23 protein-coding genes and 1 tRNA gene are annotated in these 24,602 nt (G+C 42.8%); 8 read left to right on the forward strand and 16 right to left on the reverse strand.

Annotated features, from left to right (window positions below; genetic code table 11):
* Positions 1–7: 7 nt before the first annotated feature.
* From ACRQ5D_RS03035 to ACRQ5D_RS03090, 12 genes are all read right to left on the reverse strand, one after another.
* The gene (locus ACRQ5D_RS03035; RefSeq protein WP_431199067.1) at positions 8–985 is read right to left on the reverse strand and encodes a M1 family aminopeptidase; all 978 of its coding nucleotides are present in this window, start codon (positions 983–985) and stop codon (positions 8–10) included.
* A 77-nt stretch (positions 986–1,062) separates the two neighbouring features.
* Positions 1,063–2,010, reverse strand: a complete 948-nt coding sequence (locus ACRQ5D_RS03040) for a hypothetical protein (protein ID WP_431199068.1) — start codon at positions 2,008–2,010, stop codon at positions 1,063–1,065.
* A gap of 213 nt (positions 2,011–2,223) precedes the next feature.
* The gene (locus ACRQ5D_RS03045; RefSeq protein WP_091165493.1) at positions 2,224–2,751 is read right to left on the reverse strand and encodes a transposase; all 528 of its coding nucleotides are present in this window, start codon (positions 2,749–2,751) and stop codon (positions 2,224–2,226) included.
* A 225-nt stretch (positions 2,752–2,976) separates the two neighbouring features.
* On the reverse strand, positions 2,977–3,327 hold the full coding sequence (locus ACRQ5D_RS03050; protein ID WP_091165489.1) for a Spx/MgsR family RNA polymerase-binding regulatory protein: 351 nt from the start codon (positions 3,325–3,327) through the stop codon (positions 2,977–2,979).
* A gap of 132 nt (positions 3,328–3,459) precedes the next feature.
* A complete protein-coding gene (locus ACRQ5D_RS03055; protein WP_431199070.1) occupies positions 3,460–4,566 on the reverse strand; it encodes an outer membrane beta-barrel family protein in 1,107 nt (368 codons plus the stop codon).
* Entirely contained in the window at positions 4,563–5,945 is a 1,383-nt protein-coding gene (locus ACRQ5D_RS03060; RefSeq protein ID WP_431199071.1) for a carboxypeptidase-like regulatory domain-containing protein, read from the reverse strand. Before ACRQ5D_RS03060 ends, ACRQ5D_RS03055 begins: the two co-directional genes overlap by 4 nt.
* Before the next feature lie 115 nt (positions 5,946–6,060).
* A complete protein-coding gene (locus ACRQ5D_RS03065; RefSeq protein WP_431199072.1) occupies positions 6,061–7,653 on the reverse strand; it encodes an outer membrane beta-barrel family protein in 1,593 nt (530 codons plus the stop codon).
* A gap of 110 nt (positions 7,654–7,763) precedes the next feature.
* Positions 7,764–8,498, reverse strand: a complete 735-nt coding sequence (locus ACRQ5D_RS03070; protein ID WP_431199073.1) for a carboxypeptidase-like regulatory domain-containing protein — start codon at positions 8,496–8,498, stop codon at positions 7,764–7,766.
* Positions 8,499–8,602: 104 nt separating this feature from the next.
* Positions 8,603–9,163 carry an aminoacyl-tRNA hydrolase gene (gene pth / locus ACRQ5D_RS03075; protein ID WP_091165482.1) on the reverse strand — a complete coding sequence of 187 codons (561 nt, stop codon included), beginning with the start codon at positions 9,161–9,163 and terminating at the stop codon, positions 8,603–8,605.
* A 149-nt stretch (positions 9,164–9,312) separates the two neighbouring features.
* Positions 9,313–9,897, reverse strand: a complete 585-nt coding sequence (locus ACRQ5D_RS03080) for a 50S ribosomal protein L25/general stress protein Ctc (protein WP_091165479.1) — start codon at positions 9,895–9,897, stop codon at positions 9,313–9,315.
* Positions 9,898–10,019: 122 nt separating this feature from the next.
* Positions 10,020–10,964: a ribose-phosphate pyrophosphokinase gene (locus tag ACRQ5D_RS03085; protein ID WP_091166935.1), complete on the reverse strand. Its 945-nt coding sequence runs from the start codon at positions 10,962–10,964 to the stop codon at positions 10,020–10,022.
* A gap of 153 nt (positions 10,965–11,117) precedes the next feature.
* Positions 11,118–11,188: transfer RNA gene (locus ACRQ5D_RS03090), tRNA-Gln, on the reverse strand.
* Positions 11,189–11,401: 213 nt separating this feature from the next.
* Here ACRQ5D_RS03090 and ACRQ5D_RS03095 point away from each other — a divergent pair.
* Positions 11,402–14,539, forward strand: a complete 3,138-nt coding sequence (locus ACRQ5D_RS03095; RefSeq protein WP_091165476.1) for a glycosyltransferase family 117 protein — start codon at positions 11,402–11,404, stop codon at positions 14,537–14,539.
* A 100-nt stretch (positions 14,540–14,639) separates the two neighbouring features.
* Here ACRQ5D_RS03095 and ACRQ5D_RS03100 read toward each other — a convergent pair whose 3' ends face one another.
* From ACRQ5D_RS03100 to ACRQ5D_RS03110, 3 genes are all read right to left on the reverse strand, one after another.
* Positions 14,640–15,092, reverse strand: coding sequence for a hypothetical protein (locus ACRQ5D_RS03100; RefSeq protein WP_432328437.1), 453 nt, complete (start codon positions 15,090–15,092; stop codon positions 14,640–14,642).
* Positions 15,050–15,571 (reverse strand): hypothetical protein, encoded by a 522-nt coding sequence (locus ACRQ5D_RS03105; protein WP_432328438.1) that lies wholly within the window; start codon positions 15,569–15,571, stop codon positions 15,050–15,052. The genes ACRQ5D_RS03100 and ACRQ5D_RS03105 overlap by 43 nt, the downstream gene beginning before the upstream one ends.
* 304 nt (positions 15,572–15,875) lie before the next feature.
* On the reverse strand, positions 15,876–16,727 hold the full coding sequence (locus ACRQ5D_RS03110; protein WP_432328439.1) for a hypothetical protein: 852 nt from the start codon (positions 16,725–16,727) through the stop codon (positions 15,876–15,878).
* Between the two features lie 376 nt (positions 16,728–17,103).
* Between ACRQ5D_RS03110 and ACRQ5D_RS03115 the strand changes: the two genes are divergently transcribed.
* The 5 genes from ACRQ5D_RS03115 to ACRQ5D_RS03135 all read left to right on the forward strand — a co-directional run bounded on the left by ACRQ5D_RS03115 (position 17,104) and on the right by ACRQ5D_RS03135 (position 19,731).
* Positions 17,104–17,535 carry a response regulator transcription factor gene (locus ACRQ5D_RS03115; protein WP_432328440.1) on the forward strand — a complete coding sequence of 144 codons (432 nt, stop codon included), beginning with the start codon at positions 17,104–17,106 and terminating at the stop codon, positions 17,533–17,535.
* A 55-nt stretch (positions 17,536–17,590) separates the two neighbouring features.
* The gene (locus ACRQ5D_RS03120) at positions 17,591–17,788 is read left to right on the forward strand and encodes a helix-turn-helix domain-containing protein (RefSeq protein WP_432329697.1); all 198 of its coding nucleotides are present in this window, start codon (positions 17,591–17,593) and stop codon (positions 17,786–17,788) included.
* Positions 17,789–18,607, forward strand: coding sequence for a HAMP domain-containing protein (locus ACRQ5D_RS03125; protein ID WP_431199076.1), 819 nt, complete (start codon positions 17,789–17,791; stop codon positions 18,605–18,607).
* 38 nt (positions 18,608–18,645) lie between these two features.
* Positions 18,646–19,155, forward strand: coding sequence for a sensor histidine kinase (locus tag ACRQ5D_RS03130; RefSeq protein ID WP_431199077.1), 510 nt, complete (start codon positions 18,646–18,648; stop codon positions 19,153–19,155).
* Between the two features lie 204 nt (positions 19,156–19,359).
* Complete coding sequence (locus ACRQ5D_RS03135; RefSeq protein ID WP_091165454.1) at positions 19,360–19,731, forward strand: hypothetical protein; 372 nt, start codon at positions 19,360–19,362, stop codon at positions 19,729–19,731.
* A gap of 193 nt (positions 19,732–19,924) precedes the next feature.
* On the opposite strand, the gene ACRQ5D_RS03140 is transcribed toward ACRQ5D_RS03135, so the two are convergent.
* The gene (locus tag ACRQ5D_RS03140; protein WP_432328441.1) at positions 19,925–21,811 is read right to left on the reverse strand and encodes a beta-galactosidase; all 1,887 of its coding nucleotides are present in this window, start codon (positions 21,809–21,811) and stop codon (positions 19,925–19,927) included.
* Between the two features lie 356 nt (positions 21,812–22,167).
* On the opposite strand from ACRQ5D_RS03140, the gene ACRQ5D_RS03145 reads away from it, so the two are divergent.
* Both ACRQ5D_RS03145 and ACRQ5D_RS03150 read left to right on the forward strand, forming a co-directional pair.
* Positions 22,168–23,751 carry a discoidin domain-containing protein gene (locus tag ACRQ5D_RS03145; RefSeq protein ID WP_432328443.1) on the forward strand — a complete coding sequence of 528 codons (1,584 nt, stop codon included), beginning with the start codon at positions 22,168–22,170 and terminating at the stop codon, positions 23,749–23,751.
* A gap of 319 nt (positions 23,752–24,070) precedes the next feature.
* The gene (locus tag ACRQ5D_RS03150; protein ID WP_091165448.1) at positions 24,071–24,574 is read left to right on the forward strand and encodes a hypothetical protein; all 504 of its coding nucleotides are present in this window, start codon (positions 24,071–24,073) and stop codon (positions 24,572–24,574) included.
* Positions 24,575–24,602: the final 28 nt, after the last annotated feature.

Here is a 24,602-nt window from a genome sequence, read left to right on the forward strand (position 1 = left end):
AGAGAGGCTATTTTTTCCAAACGTTATTTTCAGGATTGTAATCCGGTAATACTTTATCAGGATCGTAAGTAACCGATTCAATTTCTTCGGTTGATGGATATTTAAATGTCCATGACGCATAACGCTCCCAAATTTCAACCGGCAGTTTTACGCGGTCAACTTTACCACCTTTGGTTTTAACTTCCAGGATAACCGGCATTGCCATTTTACCCAGGTTATCTAAAGTGATCAGCGAGCCTTTGGTTGGATCGTTATCAACATATTTTACATCGCTTACAGCAACATCCAAACGCCAGTCGTTCAGGAACCAGCCTCTCCAAAACCATTGCAGGTTTTCGCCGCTTGCATTTTCCATCGTGCGGAAAAAGTCGTCGGGAGTTGGGTGTTTAAATGCCCAGCGGTTAATGTAGGTTTTAAAGGCGAAATCAAAACGCTCCGGGCCTAAGATCTGCTCGCGCAGCAATACTAAACCGGCGCTTGGCTTTGAGTAAAGCAGGGTACCAGTGTTTCTCTCTTTTAAGTTAGCCGGCTGGCTCATAACAGGCTCAAGATCGGGCCTGGTAAAGAAAGCACCGATAGTATGCATATCCGGCACCCTTGTGTTTTTGTACTCGCCATTGTTAAAGTTAGCGGTAGAAAGCGTATTGATGAACGTATTAAAACCCTCGTCCATCCAGCCGTACATGCGCTCGTTTGAGCCTACGATCATCGGGAACCAGGTATGACCAAATTCATGATCGTTTACACCCCAAAGACTTGCCTTTTTAGCTTTCGCTCCGCAGAAAACAATGCCTGGATATTCCATACCACCCACTATACCTGCAACCGCAGTAGCAGCAGGATAAGGGAACTCGAACCATTTTGATGAGTTATACTCAATAGATTTTTTAACGTACTCTGTTGAACGGCCCCAGGCATCGTTGCCGTCGCTTTCAACCGGGTAGGCAGATATAGCAGTTGATTTTTTACCGCTTGGCAGGTCCATTTTGGCAGCATCGATAATAAATGCTGCAGATGAAGCCCATGAAGCATCACGGGCATTCTTGATTTTAAAGTGCCAGGTTAACTGGGTTTTACCGGCAGGGCGCGATTTTGGATCGGTAACTTCAGCAGCCGAGCGGATGATGACAGTGCTTTCGCTTTTTCGGCAGCTGCCCAGCGTTTCAATTGCTCAGGGGTATATACTTCCTGCGGGTTTAATAATTCGCCGGATGCTACAACAATATGGTTGGCAGGTGCAGTGATGTTCAGGTCAAAATCACCGTATTCCAGGTAAAACTCACCCGGGCCGCTATACGGCAGGGTGTTCCAGCCCATTACGTCGTCATACACACATACGCGCGGGTACCATTGTGCAATAGTATAAACTTTACCATTTTTGGTTTGCAGGTAGCCCATACGGTCCGACCCATAATTTGGCGACACAAATGAGTATTCAATTTTCAGTTTAGCCTGTCCGCCGTTCGCGGCAATTTCTTTTGGAAGGAAAACCTGCATCCTGGTATCGGTGATCAGGAATTTAACGTCGACATATTCGCCTTTCAAACCAGCAACTTTTACCGATTTAATTTTATAACCGGCATCAAACGCCTCGCCGCGGCCCCAGTTACGGCTACCTGCCGGGGGAACGATGGCTGTACCTCTTGAATCGAGCTTAAACAGATTCTGATCCAACTGCATCCACATAAAGCCCAATGTTTGCGGACTGTTATTGGTATACGTTAAAACTTCCGAGCCGGTAATTTCGTTGGTTTGATCATTCAGTTTGGCAGCCAGCTGGTAGTCTGCACGGTTTTGCCAGTATTTATATCCTGGCTCGCCACTCGCTGCGCGGAACTCGGTACCATTTTTAGTATAAAAACCGGGACCAAAAGTTTCGTGATAATCGTAAACAGAACCGGCGGGGGTGTTGTGGTGGTAGGCGCTGGCTGCTGGGCGTAACTCACGCTTGCGGCCAACATAAAGGCAAGGCTGCAACCTGCCATCAGTTTTAGTTTCATGTTCAGTCAAATAAATTGCGTAAAGGAACAAGTATACTACAAATTAGGGAGATGCAAAAGATTGGTAAAACGATTGTTACCGATTTAATTAAGGAATTGATTTCGTGCTTAAAGGCTGCTTATCAGGTGAATTGGTTATTGTTGGTGACAACACCAACAATTGCTAAAAAATTAGGGACGCGTTAGATACCACGCCGTTGTTGGTGTTGTCACCAACAACTATTCACCCTGCATGATGTGTAATTAAACCGAACTCGTCTATCCCCGTTTCATAAAACCTGGCAGATGAATATTTATAATCTTCCGGATATTGAACCAATTTCCATTTTTCCTGCAATGGATTATTGTGGATATAGTCCAACTTTTGCATAAAAACGTCCGGGGTCCACAAATCAATACTTAAGGAATTTCGCTCCCAAAATTGATATTTCCGATCCTTGGCATTAACCATAAGTAGGGATAATCTATCATCATTACTATCCAATAAGCTGAATTTCATCTGCTGCGCCGTAAATTTCAAGAAACGCATTTGAACCAAATCCCGTGTATGTCCGTCTTGTATCTGCCATATCAAATGAATGTGATTAGGCATTATCACGAACCCATAAACAACTATACTTCCTTCGTTTTTTAGAAACAACAGACTTTTTATAATTATATCTTTATAAATATCTTCTGTTAGCAATGGCTTCCATTCTAAAATTGTTGCTGTGAAAAATTGTGGATGATAGTCAAAGTTAATTTCAGCCATATATGCTAAAATAAATAAAATCGGCTCACTTTATTTATTGATGCTATTGCCAATAATATTTAATCATTAGGAACTAAAAAATCATTTTATGCGTAACGATCACAGCATAAGATAATACGCGGCGTAGAGTTGTTGGTGACAACACCAACAACGGCGGGCAATGACATAATTATTTCCGCGCCGTTGTTTATCTAACAACGGCACGAAATACGGTTCACCAAATCCTTACTTCCCCAAAAAATGATCTGCATAAACCTTCTCATCAAAACCGAAGAAAAGGAAACCATTATCCTCAATTACCGGGCGTTTGATCATACTGGTTTTTTGCTGTAATAATTGCAGCGCGTCGGCGTTGGTTTTGATGCTTTCCTTAACAGCAGGCTCAAGTTGTTTCCATGTGAGGCCTTGTTTGTTCAAAAACTTTTCGTAACCTGCTTTGGTATCCCATTCCTGCAATTTTTCGGCGCTTACACCCAACTTTTTGAAATCCTGGAAATCGTAAGCTACCTTATTTTCTTTAAGCCAGTCGAGGGCTTTTTTTACTGTATTGCAATTGGTTATTCCGTAAACTTTCATGGGGGTAAATTTACGGATTTCGATATATCATGAGCAGGGACTATTTCAACTCGCCTGTTGTTTTATGATATGGCGATAAAAAACAAAAAGAGGCGCCATTACGCGCCTCTCCTAACAAATATCTATTAGCAATTAACCATTGCCGCCGCCATTGCTTTTGCCCCCGCCTTTGGTATCATCGTTATTAATGCCACGCTGGTTCTTTTTGATATCGCCATTCAGTTTACCAAACTTAAAGTTTAACCTCACAGCAAAATTCCTGTAGCGGTTATGGTACAATGATTCCTGGTCGAAATCAACTGTATGTGTGGTCGATCTGAATGTACGGTATTTACTGTACGGGTTGTTGGCTACTGCCGATATGGTCAGCTTTTTGTTCAGGAACTCTTTAGATAGTACGTAGGAGTTAAAAATAAAATTGCTTGACTTGCCTTGTAAGGTAACATCCCCGCTAAAGAAACCGGCATCGAGGCCAATGCGATAGCCGCCATCAAATTTGTAGCCAATATTGGCAAAAGCGTTGCCGGTGTAACCGTCATTTTTATAAAACTGGCCGTTATAAGTTCCCTTTAACCACACGTGCGAAATTTGCCCGTTGATATTAACCGTAAACTTTTTAGTGATTGAGTAATTGGTATTCAAGTTTAAGCCAAGTGATCGGTTGCTGCCTAAATTTTGGTACGTAGTAAACGTAACGGTATCAATATGATCGCCCATGTTGTTTTGAATCAGGCTGGTTACGTTTTGGATAGCATTGTTGGAGAACGCATAGCTCAAACCAACATTGATTGATCCTTTTGAGAAATTACTATAGTTCAACTCAAAAGTATTGTTCAACTCCGGCTTCAGATCGGGATTACCGGTGCTGATGAATTTAGGGTTCGATTTATCAATAAATGGATTTAACTGGTAAATACCCGGCCTTTGAATGCGCTGGGTAAAGCCCAAACTGATGCTGCTGCTTTTCATAGAGCGCTGAACAGATACCGATGGAATAAAGTTATTATAGCTTTTATCAAGCGGCGTACCTGTAAACACGGCATTTACCTGGGTATGCTCCAAACGTAAACCAGCCTTACCTGTCCATTTATCAAACTTTAACTGGTATGAGTTATAAGCACTATAAACATCCTGATGGTAATCAAATTCACCGGTTTGCCCTGTGTTTACATTATATACCGAACTGGTTGAGTCTTTGTCCTCGCGCCTGTAATCACTAAAGTTATTACGCAGGATCACTTTACCACCAGCCTCAATGCTGATTTTTTTAACGGATAAGCATAATCTAACTGGAAGGTATGCTCGCGGTTACCTGCGTTATTATACTGTCTAAAATCTGGCTGTAAGGAATTATAATAGTTAACCCTGTCCGAAAATTGGTTATCAGTAAAGTTTTTGCTTGGACCATAGCTGTATTTGTACGATAAGGTAAGCAGTTCATCTTTGTGCCCTTTAAAACCTAACTGGTAGTTGATAGATGCATCAAGTCCCTGGTCATGATTATAACCATTGCTCGATAGATTGTAACCTTGTGTAAGTGCACCGGCCTCATTGGTTTGTGCCGAACGCTGCGTACCATCCTGATCAAACTCGCCATGGAAAACTTCAAATGAGCCAGTGAGCAGGTTCAGGGTATCTATCTCGTAGCTCATTTCGGCGTTGGCATAGCGATACTTACCGCCAAATGAGTTGGTACCATCCTGTAATATGTTTGACCTTACTATTTTTGAGTTTGGCTCAAACTGCGTTTGGGTAGTAGTAAAAGTATTGGTATTACGCTTCTGGTTACCAAAACCTGCATAACCCGAAACTCCGAACTTACCTTGCTTGGCTGTCATGTTCAGGTTATACCCCGGCCCCCAAACACTGTTATAGCGCATGTTGACACTGCCATTATAGCCCTGATCCGCGTTCTTTTTAGTGATGATGTTAATTATACCTGCCAAACCCTCGGCATCGTATTTTGCAGGCGGCGTAGTGATCACCTCAATCTTTTCGATGTTGGTGGCCGGCATCGCCTTTAACACGTCAGATGGGTTTTTGGCCATCAGCGCCGATTCTTTTCCGTTGATCAGGATCTTATATTTACCGCTGCCTTTTAACTTGATGTTATCATCGCCGTCCACAGCTAAAAGCGGCACTTTACGCATCATGTCCAATGCAGATACCGCTTTGCTTTCGGGATCGGCAGTAACATCATAACTGAGGCGGTCAACCTCCTGTTTCATTACCGGCTTTACAGCGGTAATGGTTACCTCGTTCAGCTGTTTACTTGATGCTGCTACCAGGATCCGCCCCGCATCAAACGTTTTATCGGTTATTTTCACCGGGAGTACTTTGGTTGCATATCCAACAGAAGCTACTACTAACTGATAGGTTTTACCTTCGGGGGCTTTCAGTTCAAAGCTCCCGTCATCTTTGGCAAGCGTACTTTTTACCGGGGTTTTGGTAGCGGCATCCTGCAGTGCCACCGTACCATACCCCAATGGTTTGTTGGTTGCCGAATCGATGACAGTACCTTTAACGGTTATATTTTGAACAGAGACCGGTGCGGCAGCCTGGGCCATAGCCATGCCCGTGACAAAACAGCATAGCACTGTTAGTAGAAATTGTTTCATAATTGCGATTTTGGTCATAAGACGTTTAAGATACCCGGGCGTGACACCAAAAAATATGCGTTTAACACTTTTTAACGTTTGCCACTGCCAGGTAACGGGTTAGTTACTAAAGTTGTTAATTGCGGCTTCCGCTGCTGGTGTCATCATTGTTAATACCACGTTGATTTTTCTTTATGCTGCTGTTAAGCCTGCCGAATTTGTAGCTCAGGCTCACGTTAATGGTGCGGTAAAAGTTGTTGTTAGCGGTGTAAGTATCAAAGTCGGGCGTTTTGGTGTAGAAGTCGAGTTTGTTGAATTTTTTGAAAGGATTATTAATGTTTACTGATAGCGTGGCCTTTTCTTTAAACATGGTTTTAGTACCGCTGATAGAGCTGAAGAAATAATAATTATCCTTCCCCTGCAGCAATACGTAACGGCTGTCATACCCAATGTTTAAGCCGGCGCGATAGCCGCCGTCAAATTTGTAGCTGGTATAAGTAAAAATGTGTCCCTGGTTACCGCTGTTTTTATAAAGCGAACCGTTATAGTAGCCCTTAAGCCAAACAAATAAAAGTTCGGCATTGACATTTACATTTAGTTTTGGGGTGATAGGATAGTTGATATTGGCATCAAAGCCCCAGTTTTTGTTAGAGCCCACATTGTCATAAGTATTGGTAGTTACCCCGGCCGAATCAACCCGCGCCAGGTTTTGTACTGTATTATTGGCAAACGAGTAATTGGTGCTCAGGTTGATAGATCCTTTGGCAAAATTACTATACCCCAGCTCGAAGTTATTGGTAACCGCGGCCTTCAAATTAGGGTTACCCATGTTAACATATTGCGGGTTGGTACGATCAGTAAATGGGTTTAACTGGTAGATACCCGGGCGTTGGATGCGCTGGGTGAACCCTAAAGTAAGGCTGCTGCTTTTTAAACTTTTTTGGATAGATACCGATGGTATAAGATTGTTATAATCCTGGTGAACGGTGCTGTTAGTGGTTGAAAAATCGGCATTAACAGTTGTATGTTCTAAACGCAGGCCTCCCTTAAAGGCCCATTTGGCAAGCTTTACCGAATAGGAGTTATACAAGCTGTAAACGTTCTGCTTGTAAGTAAAATCGTTAGTTTGACTGTCATTAGTTTGATAAACACCTGGCTGCGTTAGTGTATCCGTATGGAAATTACTGTAATTGTTTCTCAGAATACCTTTACCGCCTGCTTCAAGTGTCAGTATTTTTGCCGGCTGAATATAATCTAACTGAAAAGCGTGCTGCTTTGAACCGGAATTATTGTACTGCTTATAATCTGCCGGAGGCGGAACGCCAATTTTATCGGCACCCGATGTTGCATTGTTATTTTGATCATTGTTGTTATTGTTGTATTTATATGATACCGTTAGCAACTGATCTTTATGATTTTTAAATCCCAACTGATAGTTCAGGCCTGCGTCTGCACCATGAAATGTACTATTACCCGAATTAAATAAGCGATAAAACTGGGTAACAGCATCAACACTATCGCTAATACTGGTTACCTGGTTATTTTGCTGCTTACCTTTACCGTTATAAAAATCATACATACCTGTAATGAGGTTCAGGGTATCTACCTCATAGCTCAGCTCACCGCTGGCGTACACATTGTTAGCCCCATTGCCCCTTGTCCCGGTTTGGTTAAGGGACGATTTAGGATGATAAAAATTGGTAATATTTTCAAACGATGAAGTTTGCACGGGCCTGTGGTTGTAGCCTGCGTAACCCGCGAAACCGAATTTACCTTGTTTAACAGTTACGTTTACGTTTGCACGTTCGCCAAAAACATTGTTATAGCCCGTATTGATACTTACGTTATAGCCCTGGTCCGCATTTTTTTGGTGATGATATTGATGATCCCCGCAAGGCCTTCGGCATCATATTTTGCGGGCGGCGTAGTGATTACTTCTATCTTTTCAATATTGGCAGCGGGCATAGATTTCAACACGTCCGATGGGTTCTTGGCCATCATGGCCGATTCTTTTCCATTTATCAGGATCTTGTAATTATCATTACCCCGTAGCTTGATAGCGTCGTTGCCATCAACAGATAACAAAGGTACTTTACGGATCATATCCAGCGCGGTGATAGACTTACTTTCCGGGTCGGCAGTTACATCATAACTCAGGCGGTCCACCTCCTGTTTCATTACCGGCCTAACGGCGGTAACGGTAACTTCTTTCAATTGTTTGCTCGATGCCGAAAGCAGGATCCGGCCTGCATTAAATGTATTATTTGTAAGTTTTACCGGGATAGTTTTGGTGGCGTAACCAATAAAAACAGCAACTAACTGGTAAGTTTTACCTTCTGGCGCTTTTAGTTCAAAACTGCCATCGTCTTTAGCAAGCGTACTTTTTACCGGGGCTTTGGTTGCGGCATCCTGGAGCGCAACGGTAACATACCCCATGGGTTTATTTACAGCCGAATCAATGATGATGCCTTTTACAATAATATTAGGAACTGCCGGAGCAACGGAAGTTTTTGTTTGAGCGAATAAGAGTATAGATAAGCAACAGCAAAGTACCGTTAGCAGGATTTGTTTCATAAGGTTATTTAGGTTTACAAGACGTAAGTACACACCCGCGCGTTACAACGCGAATTACGATTTGAACGGAATTTTAACTAAAATATTAGTTTGTAACGACGTTGTTACTTATTATAACGAGTCATGGTAAGTTCGGTTCCAATAGTTGCAAAACTCTTCACCATTTCTATCGAACGATCGATCAATGCAGGCAGTTCGGGCTGTTCGTCTTTATCAAACGGGCTCAGCACAAAATCAACCTGCCGGCCTTTGGGGTAATTATCACCAATGCCAAAACGCAGGCGTGCGTAGTTATTGTTGCCAAGCACCTCTTCAATATTTTTAAGGCCGTTATGCCCGGCGGCGCTGCCTTTGGGTTTTAAGCGTAAGGTACCCAGCGGCAAGGCAAGGTCATCCACGATAACTAAAACATTCCCCACCGGAATTTTCAGGTCTTTCATCCAGTAGCTCAGGGCTTTTCCGCTCAGGTTCATATAGGTAGTAGGTTTAATGAGGCAAAGCGTACGGCTTTTGAACGATACCTCGGTATAATAAGCAAGCCGCGAGTTTTGAAACCTCGCTCCCTCTTGCCTGGCCAGTTCATCCAACACCATAAAACCGATATTATGCCGGGTATCTACATACTCCGGACCAATATTCCCTAAACCTACAATTAAATATTTCATGCCCCTGGCCCCCTAAAGGGGGAATTTTTGATTAGCTTAAATTTTAATGCGAAGATATTATTTATTGCTCAAACAAAAACAGCGATAGAAATTACTCTATCGCTGTTTTTAAATTCAACTCCTGCTCCCCCTTCAGGGGGTTAGGGAGCTTATTTTTTACCTTGAGCTGCTTCCTGCTCTGCCTGACGTAATGCACGTGAGGTAGTTACAGAAACAATGGTATCTTCTTTAGCGTTGGTGATCACTAAGTTATCTAATTTAATATCAGATACTTTTACTGATTTACCAACTTCAAGAGATTCGATGCTTACTTCAATAGCATCAAGATGATCTTTAGGAAGCGCTTTGATACGCAGTTTCCTTAATTTTTGAACCAGTTTACCACCTACTTTAACACCTGGAGAAGTACCGGTTAATTTAACTGGGATCTCGATGGTGATAGGTTTTTTCTCATCTAACAATAAAAAGTCAATGTGAGTGATTTTTTCAGTTAGTGGGTGGAACTGGATGTCTTTGATGATAGCTTGTGATTTAACACCGGCGATTTCCAGATCGATGAAATGAACAACCGGAGTGTAAACTACGGCTCTCAAATCAGCTGCGGACACAGAAAAGTGGGTCTGGGTAGCACCACCATAAAGAACTGCAGGCACCTGGCCATTGTAACGCAGCTCTTTTGCGTCTCTTTTCCCTACGTTCTCTCTTAGAGAACCGCTAATAGCAATTGATTTCATTTTTATTTATTTGTTTATTTATTTGTAGCCCATGGTCGATAGTCAATAGACCATGGATTTATTTTTATTCTAACCAATCAACCACAGCCATGGACTATCGACCACTGACTATGGACTTAAAACTAATCCACCTTAAACAAGGTACTTATCGAACCGTGTTCGTTTACGTTGCTTATCGCTTTTGCAAACAGCTCGGCGGTTGAAAGCACCCTTATTTTAGGGCTGCTTTGTTTAAGCGGGATTGTATCTGTAACTATCAGTTCGGTTAATGCCGAGTTTTCGATAGTTTCATAAGCCTTACCTGATAATACCGGATGTGTACAAACCGCGCGTACGCTGCGTGCACCACGCTCCATGATCAATCCGGCTGCTTTCGCTAACGTACCTGCGGTATCGCAAATGTCATCAATCAGTACTATGTCCTGATCGGTAACATCACCTATCAGCGTCATGGCTTCAATTTCGTTAGCGCGTTTACGTCGTTTATCGCAAATTACCACTTCGGCATTAAAGAACTTGGCAAAGCTCCGAGCCCTGTATGAACCGCCCATATCAGGCGATGCAATAGTAAGGTGACCTAAACCAAGGCTTTTAATATAAGGTACAAAAATGATAGAAGCATCCAGGTGATCAACCGGCACGTCAAAAAATCCCTGGATCTGCGCTGCGTGCAAATCCATGGTCATGATGCGGTTAATACCGGCTGCAACCAACAGGTTAGCTACCAGCTTTGCACCAATGGCAACACGGGGCTTATCTTTCCTGTCCTGACGGGCCAAACCAAAGTAAGGTATAACGGCGTTTACATAGTGGGCTGATGCACGGCGGGCGGCATCAATCATCATGAGTAACTCCATTAAATTATCGGTTGGCTGGTGAGTTGACTGGATCAGGAAAACATCACATCCCCTTACAGATTCGTTAAAATGCGGCTGGTATTCGCCATCGCTAAAACGCGATATCACAACTTCACCTAACTCACGACCATAAGCATCAGCTATAAGATGCGCAAGCTCCTGCGAACCTGATCCTGAAAATAATTTAACCGGGTTAAATTGTAAGGGCATTTTGATTTTGGATTTGGGATGTTCGATTTCGGATTTACCTGTCTTCCACCGTTGATCTTTTACAAATACAACCGTCATAAAACACAATTCGGATTTCAAGTTTTCCAATCAGAATAAATCCGAAATTGAAAATCCGAAATCCGAATTTTATTGTTGCCCGACCAGGATTCGAACCTAGACAAACGGTACCAAAAACCGTCGTACTACCATTATACTATCAGGCAATCTCCTTTGGTTTGTTTTACTCCCCGAAAAGGAATGCAAATATAGCGCGAATATTTGATTCTCAAAATAGAATTTTAAAAAAGTTTATTATCAACTCAAACACAGTAAAATAAAATACAAATGCGCCTCAAAACGCCTCTTTTAATGGCAACATCCCAATAGTTTTATTATTTTCGGCTGCTTTAAACCTGTTTTTTAGATAGCATCCGAACATGAATTACAAAAAACTCAACAATATATTTGGCTGGGTGGCCTTTATCATTGCCACGGTAACTTACATTTTAACCCTTGAGCCATCATCAAGCTTTTGGGATTGCGGCGAATTTATAGCCTGTATCTATCGCTTACAGGTAGCCCACCAGCCCGGCGCGCCCCTGTTTACCATCATTGGCAAGGTATTTACCCTGCTATCCATGGGCGATAATACCAAAGTTGCTTATTGGGCCAATATGGCATCGGCCCTGGCCAGCGGCGCTACCATCATGTTCCTGTTTTGGACCATTACCGCCCTTGCCAAAAAACTGTTGGTTAAAACACAGGAACAGCTTAATGTTACCAATCTCATCCTGATCATAGGTTCGGGCCTTGTAGGCGCATTAGCCTATGCATGGTCGGATACCTTTTGGTTTTCGGCGGTTGAATCGGAAGTTTACGCACAATCATCACTTTGTACCGCTGTAGTATTTTGGGCGATATTAAAGTGGGACGCTCACGCCGATGAGCCTCATGCCGACAGATGGATAGTTTTTATCGCCTATGTAATGGGCCTTTCCATCGGTATTCACTTATTAAACTTACTGGTGATCCCGGCTATCGGTTTGGTGATCTATTTCCGCAGGGTAAAAAATGTTACTACAAAGGGAACATTGCTTACCTTTTTGGCAAGCGTGGTGGCCCTGGCCTTTGTACTTTGGGGAGTGATACAATACACCGTAAAAGGCGCGGCTTTTTCCGACCTGCTTTTTGTAAACACCCTGGGCATGGGTTTTGGCAGCGGGGCAGTAGTGTTTTTTGTACTGCTCATTATTACCATTGTTGCAGGCATTTACTATACTATAAATCCTGTTAAACCTGCCATTATTTTAGCGGCCGTATGCTTTGTATTGATATTAGGCATAAGCGGTGGCATTATTGGCCTGATAGTAAGCGGAGCAGTTTTAGCCTTGTTAGAGTATGTAGTAAAGATCCGCGAAAAACGCTTCGCGCTCAACAGCTTTTTGATCTGCCTGCTGTTTATCCTGTTTGGCTACAGCTCATTTGTAATGATTGTGGTACGTGCAAAGGCTAACCCTAACCTGAATAATAGCGACCCTGAAAATGCCTTTGCCTTAAACAGCTACCTTAACCGCGATCAGTACGGCGATACCCCGTTATTATACGGGCAGTTTTTTGATTCGGAAGCTACGGCTCAAACCGAAGGCGCTAATATTTACCGCCGCGGAGCAACCAAATACGAAGTTGCCGGTAAAAAATTGAATACCGTTTATGACCGTAATACCATATTTCCGCGGATGTTTAGCGATAAGCCCGGCCATCCGGAGTTTTACCGTGAGTGGACTGGTCTCGGTGAAAGCGAACACCCAACCTTTGGCTCAAACATCAGTTTTTTTGCCAAATGGCAGATCAACCAAATGTATACCCGCTATTTCCTGTGGAACTTTGCAGGCCGCGCCAATGACCTCGATGGTCAAAGCTTAAATTCAGGCGCCGACGGCGAATGGATTAGCGGATGGAATTTTAATAAGCCCCTGCCCTATTCGGTTACCCAAAGCAAAAGCTATAACCGCCTGTTCTTTTTACCACTTATCATAGGTCTATTTGGTGCGGTGTTTCACTTTGCACGCAATCAGCGCGAAGCCGGTGTTGTTGCCATCCTGTTTGTTTGCACCGGTTTGGCCATCGTGCTTTACCTTAACCAGGATCCGCTGCAGCCCCGCGAACGTGACTATGCATATGCCGGTTCTTTCTATGCTTTTGCAATATGGATAGGCCTTGGCGTAATTGGTATTGCCGATGTGCTGAGCAAAAAGCTTAATGCAAGAGTGAGTGCAATCATTTCTACAGTAGTTTGCCTTGCTGCTGCACCTTTACTAATGGCCAACCAGGAATGGGACGATCATGACCGCTCAACCAAGCTCACCCCGCATGATATGGCTTATAACTACCTGAACTCATGTGCGCCAAATGCTATTTTGTTTACCTATGGCGATAATGATACTTACCCGCTTTGGTATATACAGGAGGTGGAAAATGTACGCCCCGATGTGCGTATCGTGAACCTGAGCTTGCTGGGTACCGACTGGTACATCCGCGGTATGAAAAACAAAATGAATGAGTCGGAGCCACTGCCGATCAGCATGACAAACGATAAATTTAAACCAGGCGTACGTGATGTGATCTATTTTAGCGATCAGAAAATTCCGGGCGCTACCGAATTAAAAGATGTTTTTGACTTTATGACTTCCGATAAAAAGGAAGCCATGGTTGAGTATAATAACGGCGATGTTGCCAATTATCTGCCAACCAATAAATTCAAACTAACGGTTAACGCTGATGAGGTTATTAAAACAGGCTCCGTACCAGCAGCCGATAAGGATAAAATAGCGCCTGAAATGGACTGGACATTTAACGGTCGTTACGTTACCAAGGACGTACTGGCAATGATGGATATCCTGAGCCATAACAACTGGAAGCGACCGATTTATTTTTCGGTTACCGTACCTAACAGTAATATGATCGGCCTGGATAAATATATGTATAACGAAGGCTTCGCTTACCGTTTACTGCCATTAAAACCGGATACAGCCGTTGGGCCGCTTGAGGCCAGCAACACCGGTAAGATGTATGAAAACATGATGACCAAATACAAATGGGGCAACATGAAAAACGCCAGCTATCTTGATCACGAATCAATGACCATGTTTTACCCGCTCATCACCCGGCTTTACTCAACCCTGGCCGATGATTTGGCCAAAGCAGGCAAGCCTGATTCGGCTCGCAAAGTGCTTAAGAAGTATGACGAGGTAATGCCAACCACTATTAACTCATTAGAGATAGCGGTACGTAAGTATTATATGATAGAAAACGCTTACCGCTTAAACGATATTCAGTTAGGCAACAAACTGGCTAACCTGGTTGATGACTATGTAAGCAATCAGCTTGATTACAGCTACGCACTATTCCAAAAAGGTGAAACCAACCTCGAAAACCGCGACCTGCAATATTCAATGCAGATTTTAGGAGGCCTGGTTGAGTTTAGCAAGCAATACAAGCAGCCGCAACTATTCAATAAATTCAGCACACAGCTGAGTGGCTTTGAAAAGAAATTTGGGGTGACGGGGAAGAAATAAGTTGGCCCTTGATATTTGTAAATGCCCGCTGTTGAGCGGGCATTTTTTGTTTTGGTAAATAGCTGGTCGAAGTTGCGCTGTCTCTAAACTTCGACCAGTTTTAGTGATCATAATAATTTTTGACTTTGTTTAAATAATCCAATAACCACGGCCTTTGTTTTTCATCCGCTAATACAACCTTTAACAATTTATAATGTGAATTAATGAAAAGATAGTCGTTATCAGTAAGGTAGTATGACAGTATTTGGGCTTTGTTTAGCTTAGATTGCTGATATTGCCCGCGCAGCGTTTTCGAGCTTTCGTCCCATCTATATTCAATACTGGTTGAATCATTCAAAAATATTGGCCCATAATTAAAATAAACATCGTTATTGTCATTATAAAACTGTTGGTGATAAACCATTTTTATAGTCAGCGGATTGGTTTGCTGAATTTTGGATTCGAGCCACAAAATCCGAAATTCCCAAAATGCCTGGGCATTACAACTTTCAGGTTCGTTTAATACCGGAATTAGTTTATCATCATCATACTTATAAAAAAGTAATTGTTCCACCAAATACCGGAACCATTATCAAATTCAGATAATTGATAAACGATAGCTTCGCCGTCTGTATTTTTAAAATATTCTAAATCTTCATCATCTCGGCCATAACCATCTTGTTTGGCAATAATTTTATCTCCTTTAAAAAAATACAACTCAGAGCCGGAACAATGTCTTACATCGCCAATTCTAATTGCAAACTCGTCAAACTTATTTTTATCCCGGTCAAACGGATAGTATTGCAAATAAACATTCCCTTTTTTAACAGAATCAAGCAAGCCCTTGGCTGTGCAGGTACTATCAGTTTTTAATTCGCCAAATATTTTTCTTGCAGCATGTACTTCTATCATTTCCATGCGTGTAGCGCGCTTTAATAACGCAAAATCTGCTGGCTGCAATTTCCAATTTGCAGGTTTTATTAGATTTCTATAAACAGAATCGGCAACAAAAGCAGCTTTATAGGCAAGTGGCTGCACAGGTAGCTTACCCACACTGTCAAAAAAGCAACAAGTTGTGGTTCTGTATATTTGATCTCTACATATTCTTTTGCTTTTGGCTTAACCGCTTTTTTAAGACGCTTTTTATTTATTGGCTTGCTTTCATGATGGCAGCCCAATACGCCTAAAATAAGTATAAGGCAAGCTGCGTTGCAGATGATTTTGGAAGGATTAGGCATAACCGGGCTTACAATTAATATCGCTTTAATTTAACGATATTTCTGTGGAGTTTAACTAAAATCATCGTGGTTATTTATCAGGGCTGCCGCTAAACTTCGACCAGTGACAAAAAAATTAACTACCTGCCAACAGTGTCCTGATAAACTTTCACGTTCCGGAGATAACTCAATATTAACGACCTGTTTTCTTTGTTATTTAAAGCAACCTTCAGTGGTCTGTTAAAAACATTAATAAACAATAGATCATTATCCTCCAGATAATATGATAAAATCTGTGCTTTACTAATTTTAGATTTTTGGTATTGCCCGATAAGTGTTTTTGATTTTTCATCCCACCTATAGCTAACCATGGTTGAATCGTTGATAACGTTAGGTCCAAATTCTATTTTATCTTTATTAACAAATTGATTATAATAGACCACTTTTATCGTTAACGGATTTGTTCGCTTCACTGTAGCATTTAACCATATAACACGCCCTATCCAACTCCCCTGGGCATTTCCATTGGCAAGTTCATTTAACACCGGGATTAATTTATCACCATCGTATTTATAGAAAAAATAATTAAACCATCCAACGCCTGATCCTTCGGCAAACTGATATTGCCTGTAAACAATATTTTCACCATCTACATTGGTAAAATATTCCGGTTCGCTTTCAAATCGCGAATAACCATCTTGTTTCGCTATGATCTTATTTCCTCTAAAATAATAAATCATAGCCCCCTCGCAGTGCCCCCGATCCGCCACGCCAACTGCAAACTCATCAAACTTATTTTTATTACGAATAAAATGATAGGCTTGTAGATAAACGTAACCTCGCTTAACCGAATCAAATAAGCCGTTTGAATTGCAATTACTATCCACTGTAAATTCCCCGAATATTCTTTTCGCTGCATTTACCCTTATTCTCTTGGCTGTTATGGCTTGCTTCAACGATTTAAAATCAGCCGTAGAAAGCTGCCGGTTCATAGGTTTTGTAAACGTTTTGAAAATAGAATCGGCATAAAAGGCTACCTTATCAGCAAACGGCTGTGCCGGCAACTTACCAACACTATCAAAAAAAGCAATAAGTTGCCCTTCGGTATATTGAATTTCTTTATGGCTTTTTCTTTTGCTTTGATGGCCTTTTTTAAAGGACGCTTGTTTACCGGTTTAGTTGTATTATGACATCCTAACAAGCCAAAAACAAGCGCAAAACAGATTATTTTACTAATGATGTTGAAAGGTATAGGCATAACCGGGCTTACAATTAATATCGCTTTAATTTAATGATATTCCTGTGGAGTTTAACTAAAACATCATGGTTATTTATTGTTTATACTAAGCGTAATATATATTTGCCACAATGAAGATCCTGCTCATAGAAGATGAACCCAAACTGGTATCCATTATCCAGCGCGACCTTACCGCCGAAGGCCACGAAATAAGCGTTGCCCTTGATGGTACAACCGGGTTGGATATGGCTATGAAAATGGATTTTCAATTGATCATTCTTGACATCATGCTACCCGGTATTAATGGCATTGAGGTTTGTCGCCGCTTACGGCAGGCCAACCAGAATGCCGCCATATTAATGCTTACCGCACTCGGTACTACCGAAAACGTAGTTGTAGGTCTCGACAGCGGTGCTGATGATTACATGGTTAAACCCTTTAGCCTTGCCGAACTCAATGCCCGCATCCGCACCCTGGCCCGCCGCAATACCAATCTTGTACAGCCACCAAACCTAATCCAAATTGCCGACCTCGTAATTAACGGCGACGAAAAAATCAGTTAAACGCGGTGATAAAACCATCGACCTGACAGCTACAGAATATCGCCTGCTGGAGTTTCTGGCTAAAAATAAAAACCACATGCTCAGTCGCATTGAGATATTAGAGCACGTTTGGAACATTGATTTTAATATGGGCACCAACGTGGTTGATGTATACATTAACTACCTGCGCAAAAAGGTGGATAAAGATTTTAACAACAAATTGATCCATACAGTTATTGGCATGGGTTATATTTTAAAAAATAACGCGGCTTAAATGAGCATCCAGAAAAAAGTAGCGCTACTGTTCCTGGTGCTAACAGTGTCGGTAATATTGATATTCAGTAGCGCTATTTTCTATTTTGTACACCAGTTTACCTTCGATGATTTTTATAAACGGCTTGAGACCCGTGTAAACATCTCCTCCCAAATCCATCACCTGAATGATCGCGACAGCCTTGGCGTGTACCGGGAAATACGCCAGCGCTATCTGGAACGCCTCATAGCCGAAAAGCAATACATCATTAAACCTGATATTTACACAAAAGGCAAAACGGTGAAAGGCGTTCCGCGCCAACTAATAAATAACATCATCGCCAACGGAAAATCAAGATTTAAAGCCGATAATGTATTTTACGCCGGCAATATCTTCCACTTTCCCGAGGGGGATGCTATCATTGTGGTTTCGGCAACCAATCCATCGGGCCTTAGTGAACTTAATGATCTTGAGCAGGTGCTGATAGTCAGTTTCCTGATCTCGATATTGATTGTGTATATTATTGGTCGCCGGTTTTCATACCATACCTTTAAGCCGGTACGCAGCATCATAAAAAAGGTAAATACCATTACCGCCAGCAACCTGCATTTGCGTTTGGAGGATTACAACGGGAAAGACGAAATAGCCGAGCTTACCCAAACTTTCAACAACATGCTCGACAGGCTGGAAACAGCCTTTGAAACCCAGAACAATTTTATCAGCAACGCGTCGCACGAGTTACGCACCCCCTGGCCATCATTAAAGGCGAAGCCGAACTTTCCCTCAAAAATCTGGATCAACCGGGGGCCGATCTGCATAAAAACCTCAAAGAGATCCTAACCGGCACACAAAGCCTGCAGGATATTATTACCAGTTTATTGGGACTGGCACAAAGCGGGTTCGACGGTAAAAAACAAAACTGGGAACAAATTAGAGCCGATGAGCTGGCGTTTATGGTTAAAGAAGCTGTTGATCATATTATCCCGACAAATAACCTCAGCATTGATTTTTCATCACTACCCGATGATGTGGATAGCCTGGTTACACAGGGCAACATCAACCTGCTCCAACTGGCCATAAGTAATATTGGCCTTAACGCCTGTAAATATTCCGAAAACAAGCCGGTAATTCTTAAAGTATATGCCGAAAATCACAGCGTCATTTTTAGTGTAAAGGACCAGGGGATAGGTATTCCGGAAAGTGATGTCCAACATATATTTGAGCCATTCTTCCGCGCTTCAAATACCGGCAAATATGAGGGGCACGGCGTAGGCCTCCCTCTTGCACTAAACATTGTAAGGCTGCATAAGGGCAATATCGGTATCGTTTCTAAAGAGGGCGAAGGTACCGAGATCAGGGTAATGCTGCCGGTTTATAATACCCAATAATACGTTTTGCCACGAACGAACCCGTGAGGATATTGTGTGTTTTATATGCTTTGCAAAGCGAATTAAGCATGGTGTAGGAGATTTCTTTTTCCCGCCAGCTCTCAACCGTTTGTTTATCATTTATTTCAACATTGTATTTTATTAGCATTAATCCATCACTGGCACAGCTATTGTTTTAATCAACCTTTATCAAAACTAAACACCATGAAAGCTTTTAAAATAAAACTGGCCATCATGTTACTGGGATTAACATTGGGCGCTACAGCGCCTTTGCCGGCACAATCATCCAAAGATACTTCATCATCAACTACCAAGGCCAATGGGGCGGGCGCCGGGAACGGGTCGAGCCAGGGTGCACCGGGCGCGGCTACAGTATCCGGTACCGGAACAGGTACTTTGCAGGACAGTGATAAAGCCAGCGTGCCCAGCGGCGATGCCGGTGTAAAACAAAGCACCGATCAGAAAGCGGTAAACCCATCGCAGATAAGCGGGTATTGGATCCTTGGGGTATTCAGCTTTATCGGTCTTATAGCGCTCATCCTTCTACGGAGAACCAAGAAGACCAATCATAATTAATTAACCTCAATGATCTTAACCGCCCATGGCTCCAGTTTTAAATTGCTGTTTTTACTGACATTATCGCCTGATAACAACTCTTTGCCATTATTATACGGATAAGTCAGATTGGTTTCTTTTGCCGAATAATTAAAATAATAATGAACCGTTTTGCCGCCCTGGTTTACACCTTGTTTGGTGATAACAGGCCAGGCTATCTGCTGATCGGCACCCCAGAGGCCAACTTTTTTACGGCATCGGCCAATAATTTGTCGGTAACGGCGCTGGTGGTTAAGCTGCCTATATATGTTGCCAGGCCCTTGCCGTAAGTGTTTTCGGTAATGGCGGCGTACTTGCCCCAAACCGGGTGATCATAGTAAGCTAATACTTTAGCGGTTGTAGGGGTAATGAGCTCCATCCAGGTATTCAGCTTTTTATCTTCGGGTTTCAGGTTCCAGTCATCGGCTTTTAATGATACATTGCTGGGTTCGGTAAACTGGCTGTAGTAAATTCCGCAGGCTTCTTCAATAATTCCCGGCTGATGGGTGGTGCGTACTTTCACATTTTCGTCGGCGAAACCGCTTTTGAAGGTATAAATGATGTGCCCGCCGTTTTTAACATAAGTGTTTAAGCGCTTTAACAAACTATCCGGCGCCGCGTATAGCAGGGGAACTATCAGCAGTTTATAATCTTCAATATTTTTACTTGTCGGGTCAACAAAATCACAGCCTACGTTCATATGGTACAGTCCATCGTAAAACTGGCGCAATACATCATTATAGCCAGTACGCACGCCCCAGCCAAAGCCAAAAGCTTTAAAGCCGGTAAGGGCTTCGTTGCTGAACAGGATGGCTACGTCGTTTTTCTTTTTCAGGTTAATGAGCTTGCTGCTTAGCCTGTCGAAATCTTTGCCGATGGTTTTAGCCTCGTCATAAACCGGGTTGGGTTCAAAATCATGACTCAGCAAACCTTTCCAATAAGTTTCGGCCGAGTTATGGATAGAGTGCCATGGCCAGTAGCTCACCATATTTGCCCCCGACGCTAAATGACTAAAGGCCTGCAGCCTCAGCTGCCCCGGATACGGTACCCATTGCGGAAAGCCCTGCGCCTCTGTTTCGATGGTAAGGTAGTTTTTGCCGCCTTTCATGGAACGGGCTACATCGCCCCCAAAGGAGATCTCCACACCTGTAAGCCTGTCCTGGCTGGGGTGATAAATGTCGATACCTGCAATGTCTAAAGCTTTGGCTGCTGCAAAGTGATCAACATCGGGTTGGATACCGAATGAATAGCCGTGCCATTCCAGGTCGAAGTTTTGGGTGATGAACTGATCGGGACGTTTGTATTCGCGCACTATAGCTGCCTGCCATGCTAAATAATCAGTAACCAGCTGCCGCTGAAATTTGGCAAACTCTGATGAAAGGCTACCATTAATGGTATTAACCATCGACGGAAAGTCGTCCCAGTTGTTGATCCGGTTGCTCCAGTAATCGAGCCCGAAAATGTGGTTGATGTTATCAAGTGTTTTATATTTAGCCTTCATGTAGTTAACAAAAAGGGCCTGCACGTTTGGCCCCGCCGTACCGTACGATTTGGTTTCGTTATCTACCTGGTAACCGATTACGGCCTTGTTATCTTTCACATGCTCCATTATTTTACGGATCACACGCTCGGCATAAAAACGGTAATCTTTATTAGTGATATCCATGTTTTGCCGTGGCCCGTACTGGTTTTGGCCCGATGGGGTAATAGCCAATATCTCGGGATGTTTTTTTACCATCCAGGTAGGCACAGCATAGGTGGGCGTGCCTATAATAACATGGATCCCCGCTTTTTGCATAGCGTTCAATACCCTGTCAATATGAGTAAAATCGAAAACTCCATCCTGTGGTTCTTCCGTGCTCCAGGTCGATTCGGCAATGCGCACCACGTTAATGCCGCAGGCTTTCATCATTTGCACGTCCTTATCCAGCCTTTCATAAGGCATGTACTCGTCATAATAAGCTACGCCGTAAAGCAGCTTATCCATTTTAGGATATTGCGCGAAAGCAGATGCAATAAAAAGTAATTGCATCACGAAGAGCAGCAGGAATTTCTTGTTCATAAAAGCGATATTTAGGACAACTGGCTTGTGCTGATGAAAGTACGAATTAATTGTGTTTTTAACACACAATAACAAAATATTTTATGATGTGAAACAGATGTAGTAGTACACAAAACTTTTATTGCCATTTAAAAACTGATATTAGCCCCACCTTGTAATACCATTATAACCTGTTAGTATTTCCTTATGAAAACAGTTACCCGTTATCTGCTCATCCTGATATGTTGCTGCGCAATGAGCGCCCATGCGCAACAAAGACGCCTTACCTACTGTAACCCGCTTAACCTCGATTATGGTTACACCCCTTCGAAACATTTGCGAGCTGGGGTAAACACCGCGCCACAGCCGACCCGACCATGACGTTGTTTAAAGGTAAGTATTATTTGTTCTCCACCAACCAATTCGGATACTGGTGGAGCGATGACATGCTGAACTGGAATTTTGTTTACCGCAAATTTGTTCGCCCATATAACGAAGTAAAGGGAGACGAACTTTGTGCTCCTGCCACGCTGGTTTTGGGCGATACCCTGCTGGTGATCGGATCGACCTATAATAAGGATTTTACCCTGTGGATGAGCACCAACCCAACGCATGATGATTGGAAAGCCGCTAAAGACTATTTTAAAGTTGGCGCCTGGGACCCGGGTATGTTTGCTGACGATGACGGCCGGGTTTATATTTACCATGGTTCCAGCAATACACTGCCGCTTTACGGGCAGGAGATTGAGAGGCATACCTTTGAACCCATCGGACCTAAAAAAGAAATGGTTAAGCTTAATCCCGAAGAGCATGGCTGGGAACGTTTTGGCGAGCATAACGATAATGTGTTTCTGCTGCCATTTATAGAAGGCTCGTGGATGAACAAGTATAAAGGCAAATACTATTTGCAGTTTGGCGCACCAGGTACCGAGCAAAGTGGCTATGGCGACGGTGTTTTTGTGGGCGATCATCCGCTGGGGCCTTTCACCTATCAAAAGCATAACCCTTTTTCATACAAGCCCGGAGGCTTTGCCAAAGGTGCAGGGCATGGCGCTACCTGGGCCGATAAATATGGCAATTACTGGCATATCAGCACGATGGGCATCTCGGTGAAAAACAACTTTGAACGCCGCATTGGCTTCTGGCCTGCCGGGTTTGATAAGGATGGCGTACTGTACAGCAATACCGCTTATGGCGATTATCCGCACTATTTATCCAGCGGCCCCGAAGACCATCTGAAAAGTAATTTTACCGGCTGGATGATCCTTAATTATAATAAACCTGTAGAGGTTTCATCAACCCTGGGCGCTTATACTGCCAATAATGCTGTTGATGAAGACATTAAAACTTATTGGAGCGCCAAAACAGCCAATAAAGGCGAATGGCTTAAAACTGATCTCGGCGGGATCAGCACTGTAAATGCCATCCAAATTAACTATGCCGATCAGGATGCCATGTTTACGGGCAAATCATTAGGTGTGTATCACCAATATATCGTTTATTCGTCAGTTAACGGCAAAACATGGCAGCCCCTTATCGACAAAAGCAAAAACCGTAAAGATGTGCCGCACGATTATATCGAGCTTAAAAACCCTGTCAAAGCGCGTTACATAAAAATGGTTAATCTGCACATGCCTACAGGCAAATTTGCAATATCTGGATTAAGGGTGTTTGGTAAAGGTGCAGGTGCAAAACCCGATACCGTTCAAAACCTGATTATACTGCGTGGCGACAGCGAACGCCGCAATGCCTGGCTTAAATGGAAGCCAAACGATAATGCCACCGGCTACACCATTTACTTCGGCATAGCACCCGATAAATTGTACAACAACATGATTGTTTACGGCCGTAACGAATACTATTTTAATGGGATGGATAAAAGCCTGCCATACTATTTTCAAATAGAAGCGTTTAATGAAAACGGAATTTCGGCGCGGACAAAAGTTGTAAAGGTAGAGTAGTGTTAATATTCCTTTTAATGTAGGTACGCATAATTGCGTCTCCCGTACACTCATTCAATGCGTTTTATCTTACTGGAGACTTAATTATGTGCCTCTACATAAAATATTTTTAAATTTGATAAATACAGTTTGCAGGTAGACAGTTCATTGCCGTTGGTTTTAACCAACGGGGTAATAGTAATAGGTAGCAGAAAAGGGGCTTCAGCCCAAATCCGCTTACATAGTTTGGCTAAAGCCAGGAACTTTTAGCTCTTTTACCGTTGGTTAAAACCAACGGCAATGAATATTTTATTTAAACATAAGATACTGAATCCCCCTTATGCTAAAAACCATCCTCACCCTCCTTATAACCTTAATGTTCAGCATTGCTGCCAAAGCCCAGCAAGCCGATAGTACGCTGAAAAAATCGCCCATAAAAACCCTGAGCAACAAAAAGTTTACCCAACTGATTACCGGTGAGTATTTGTTTGACGATATTGAACAGGTTGCCCGGCTTAATCATTATCCCATGCCCGATGCAGCGCTGAAGTTTAAAAAAGAACTAAGCCTGAGCCCTGTTCAGCTGACCAAAATTACGGCCATTGCTGCCGAACTGCACCGCAAACGGGTAGAAATGGGCAATTTTATAGTTACCAACGAAACCACACTTGATAAACTGATGAGAAAAGGGACGGATAATGGCAGCGTTATCTTTTACGCCAACCGCTCGGGTTTGTATTACGGAGAGCTCAGGAATGCCATTTTGCAGGCCTGTTTAAGCACCGGCAATGCATTGGCCCCTCAGCAAATCACGAAGTTGGAAACACTCACTGCTCATAATTGAAAATATCCCGTTTGATTTGCTTAATTTA

The organism is Mucilaginibacter sp. P25 (assembly GCF_050859465.1).
Classification (GTDB): Bacteria; Bacteroidota; Bacteroidia; order Sphingobacteriales; family Sphingobacteriaceae; genus Mucilaginibacter; species Mucilaginibacter gossypii.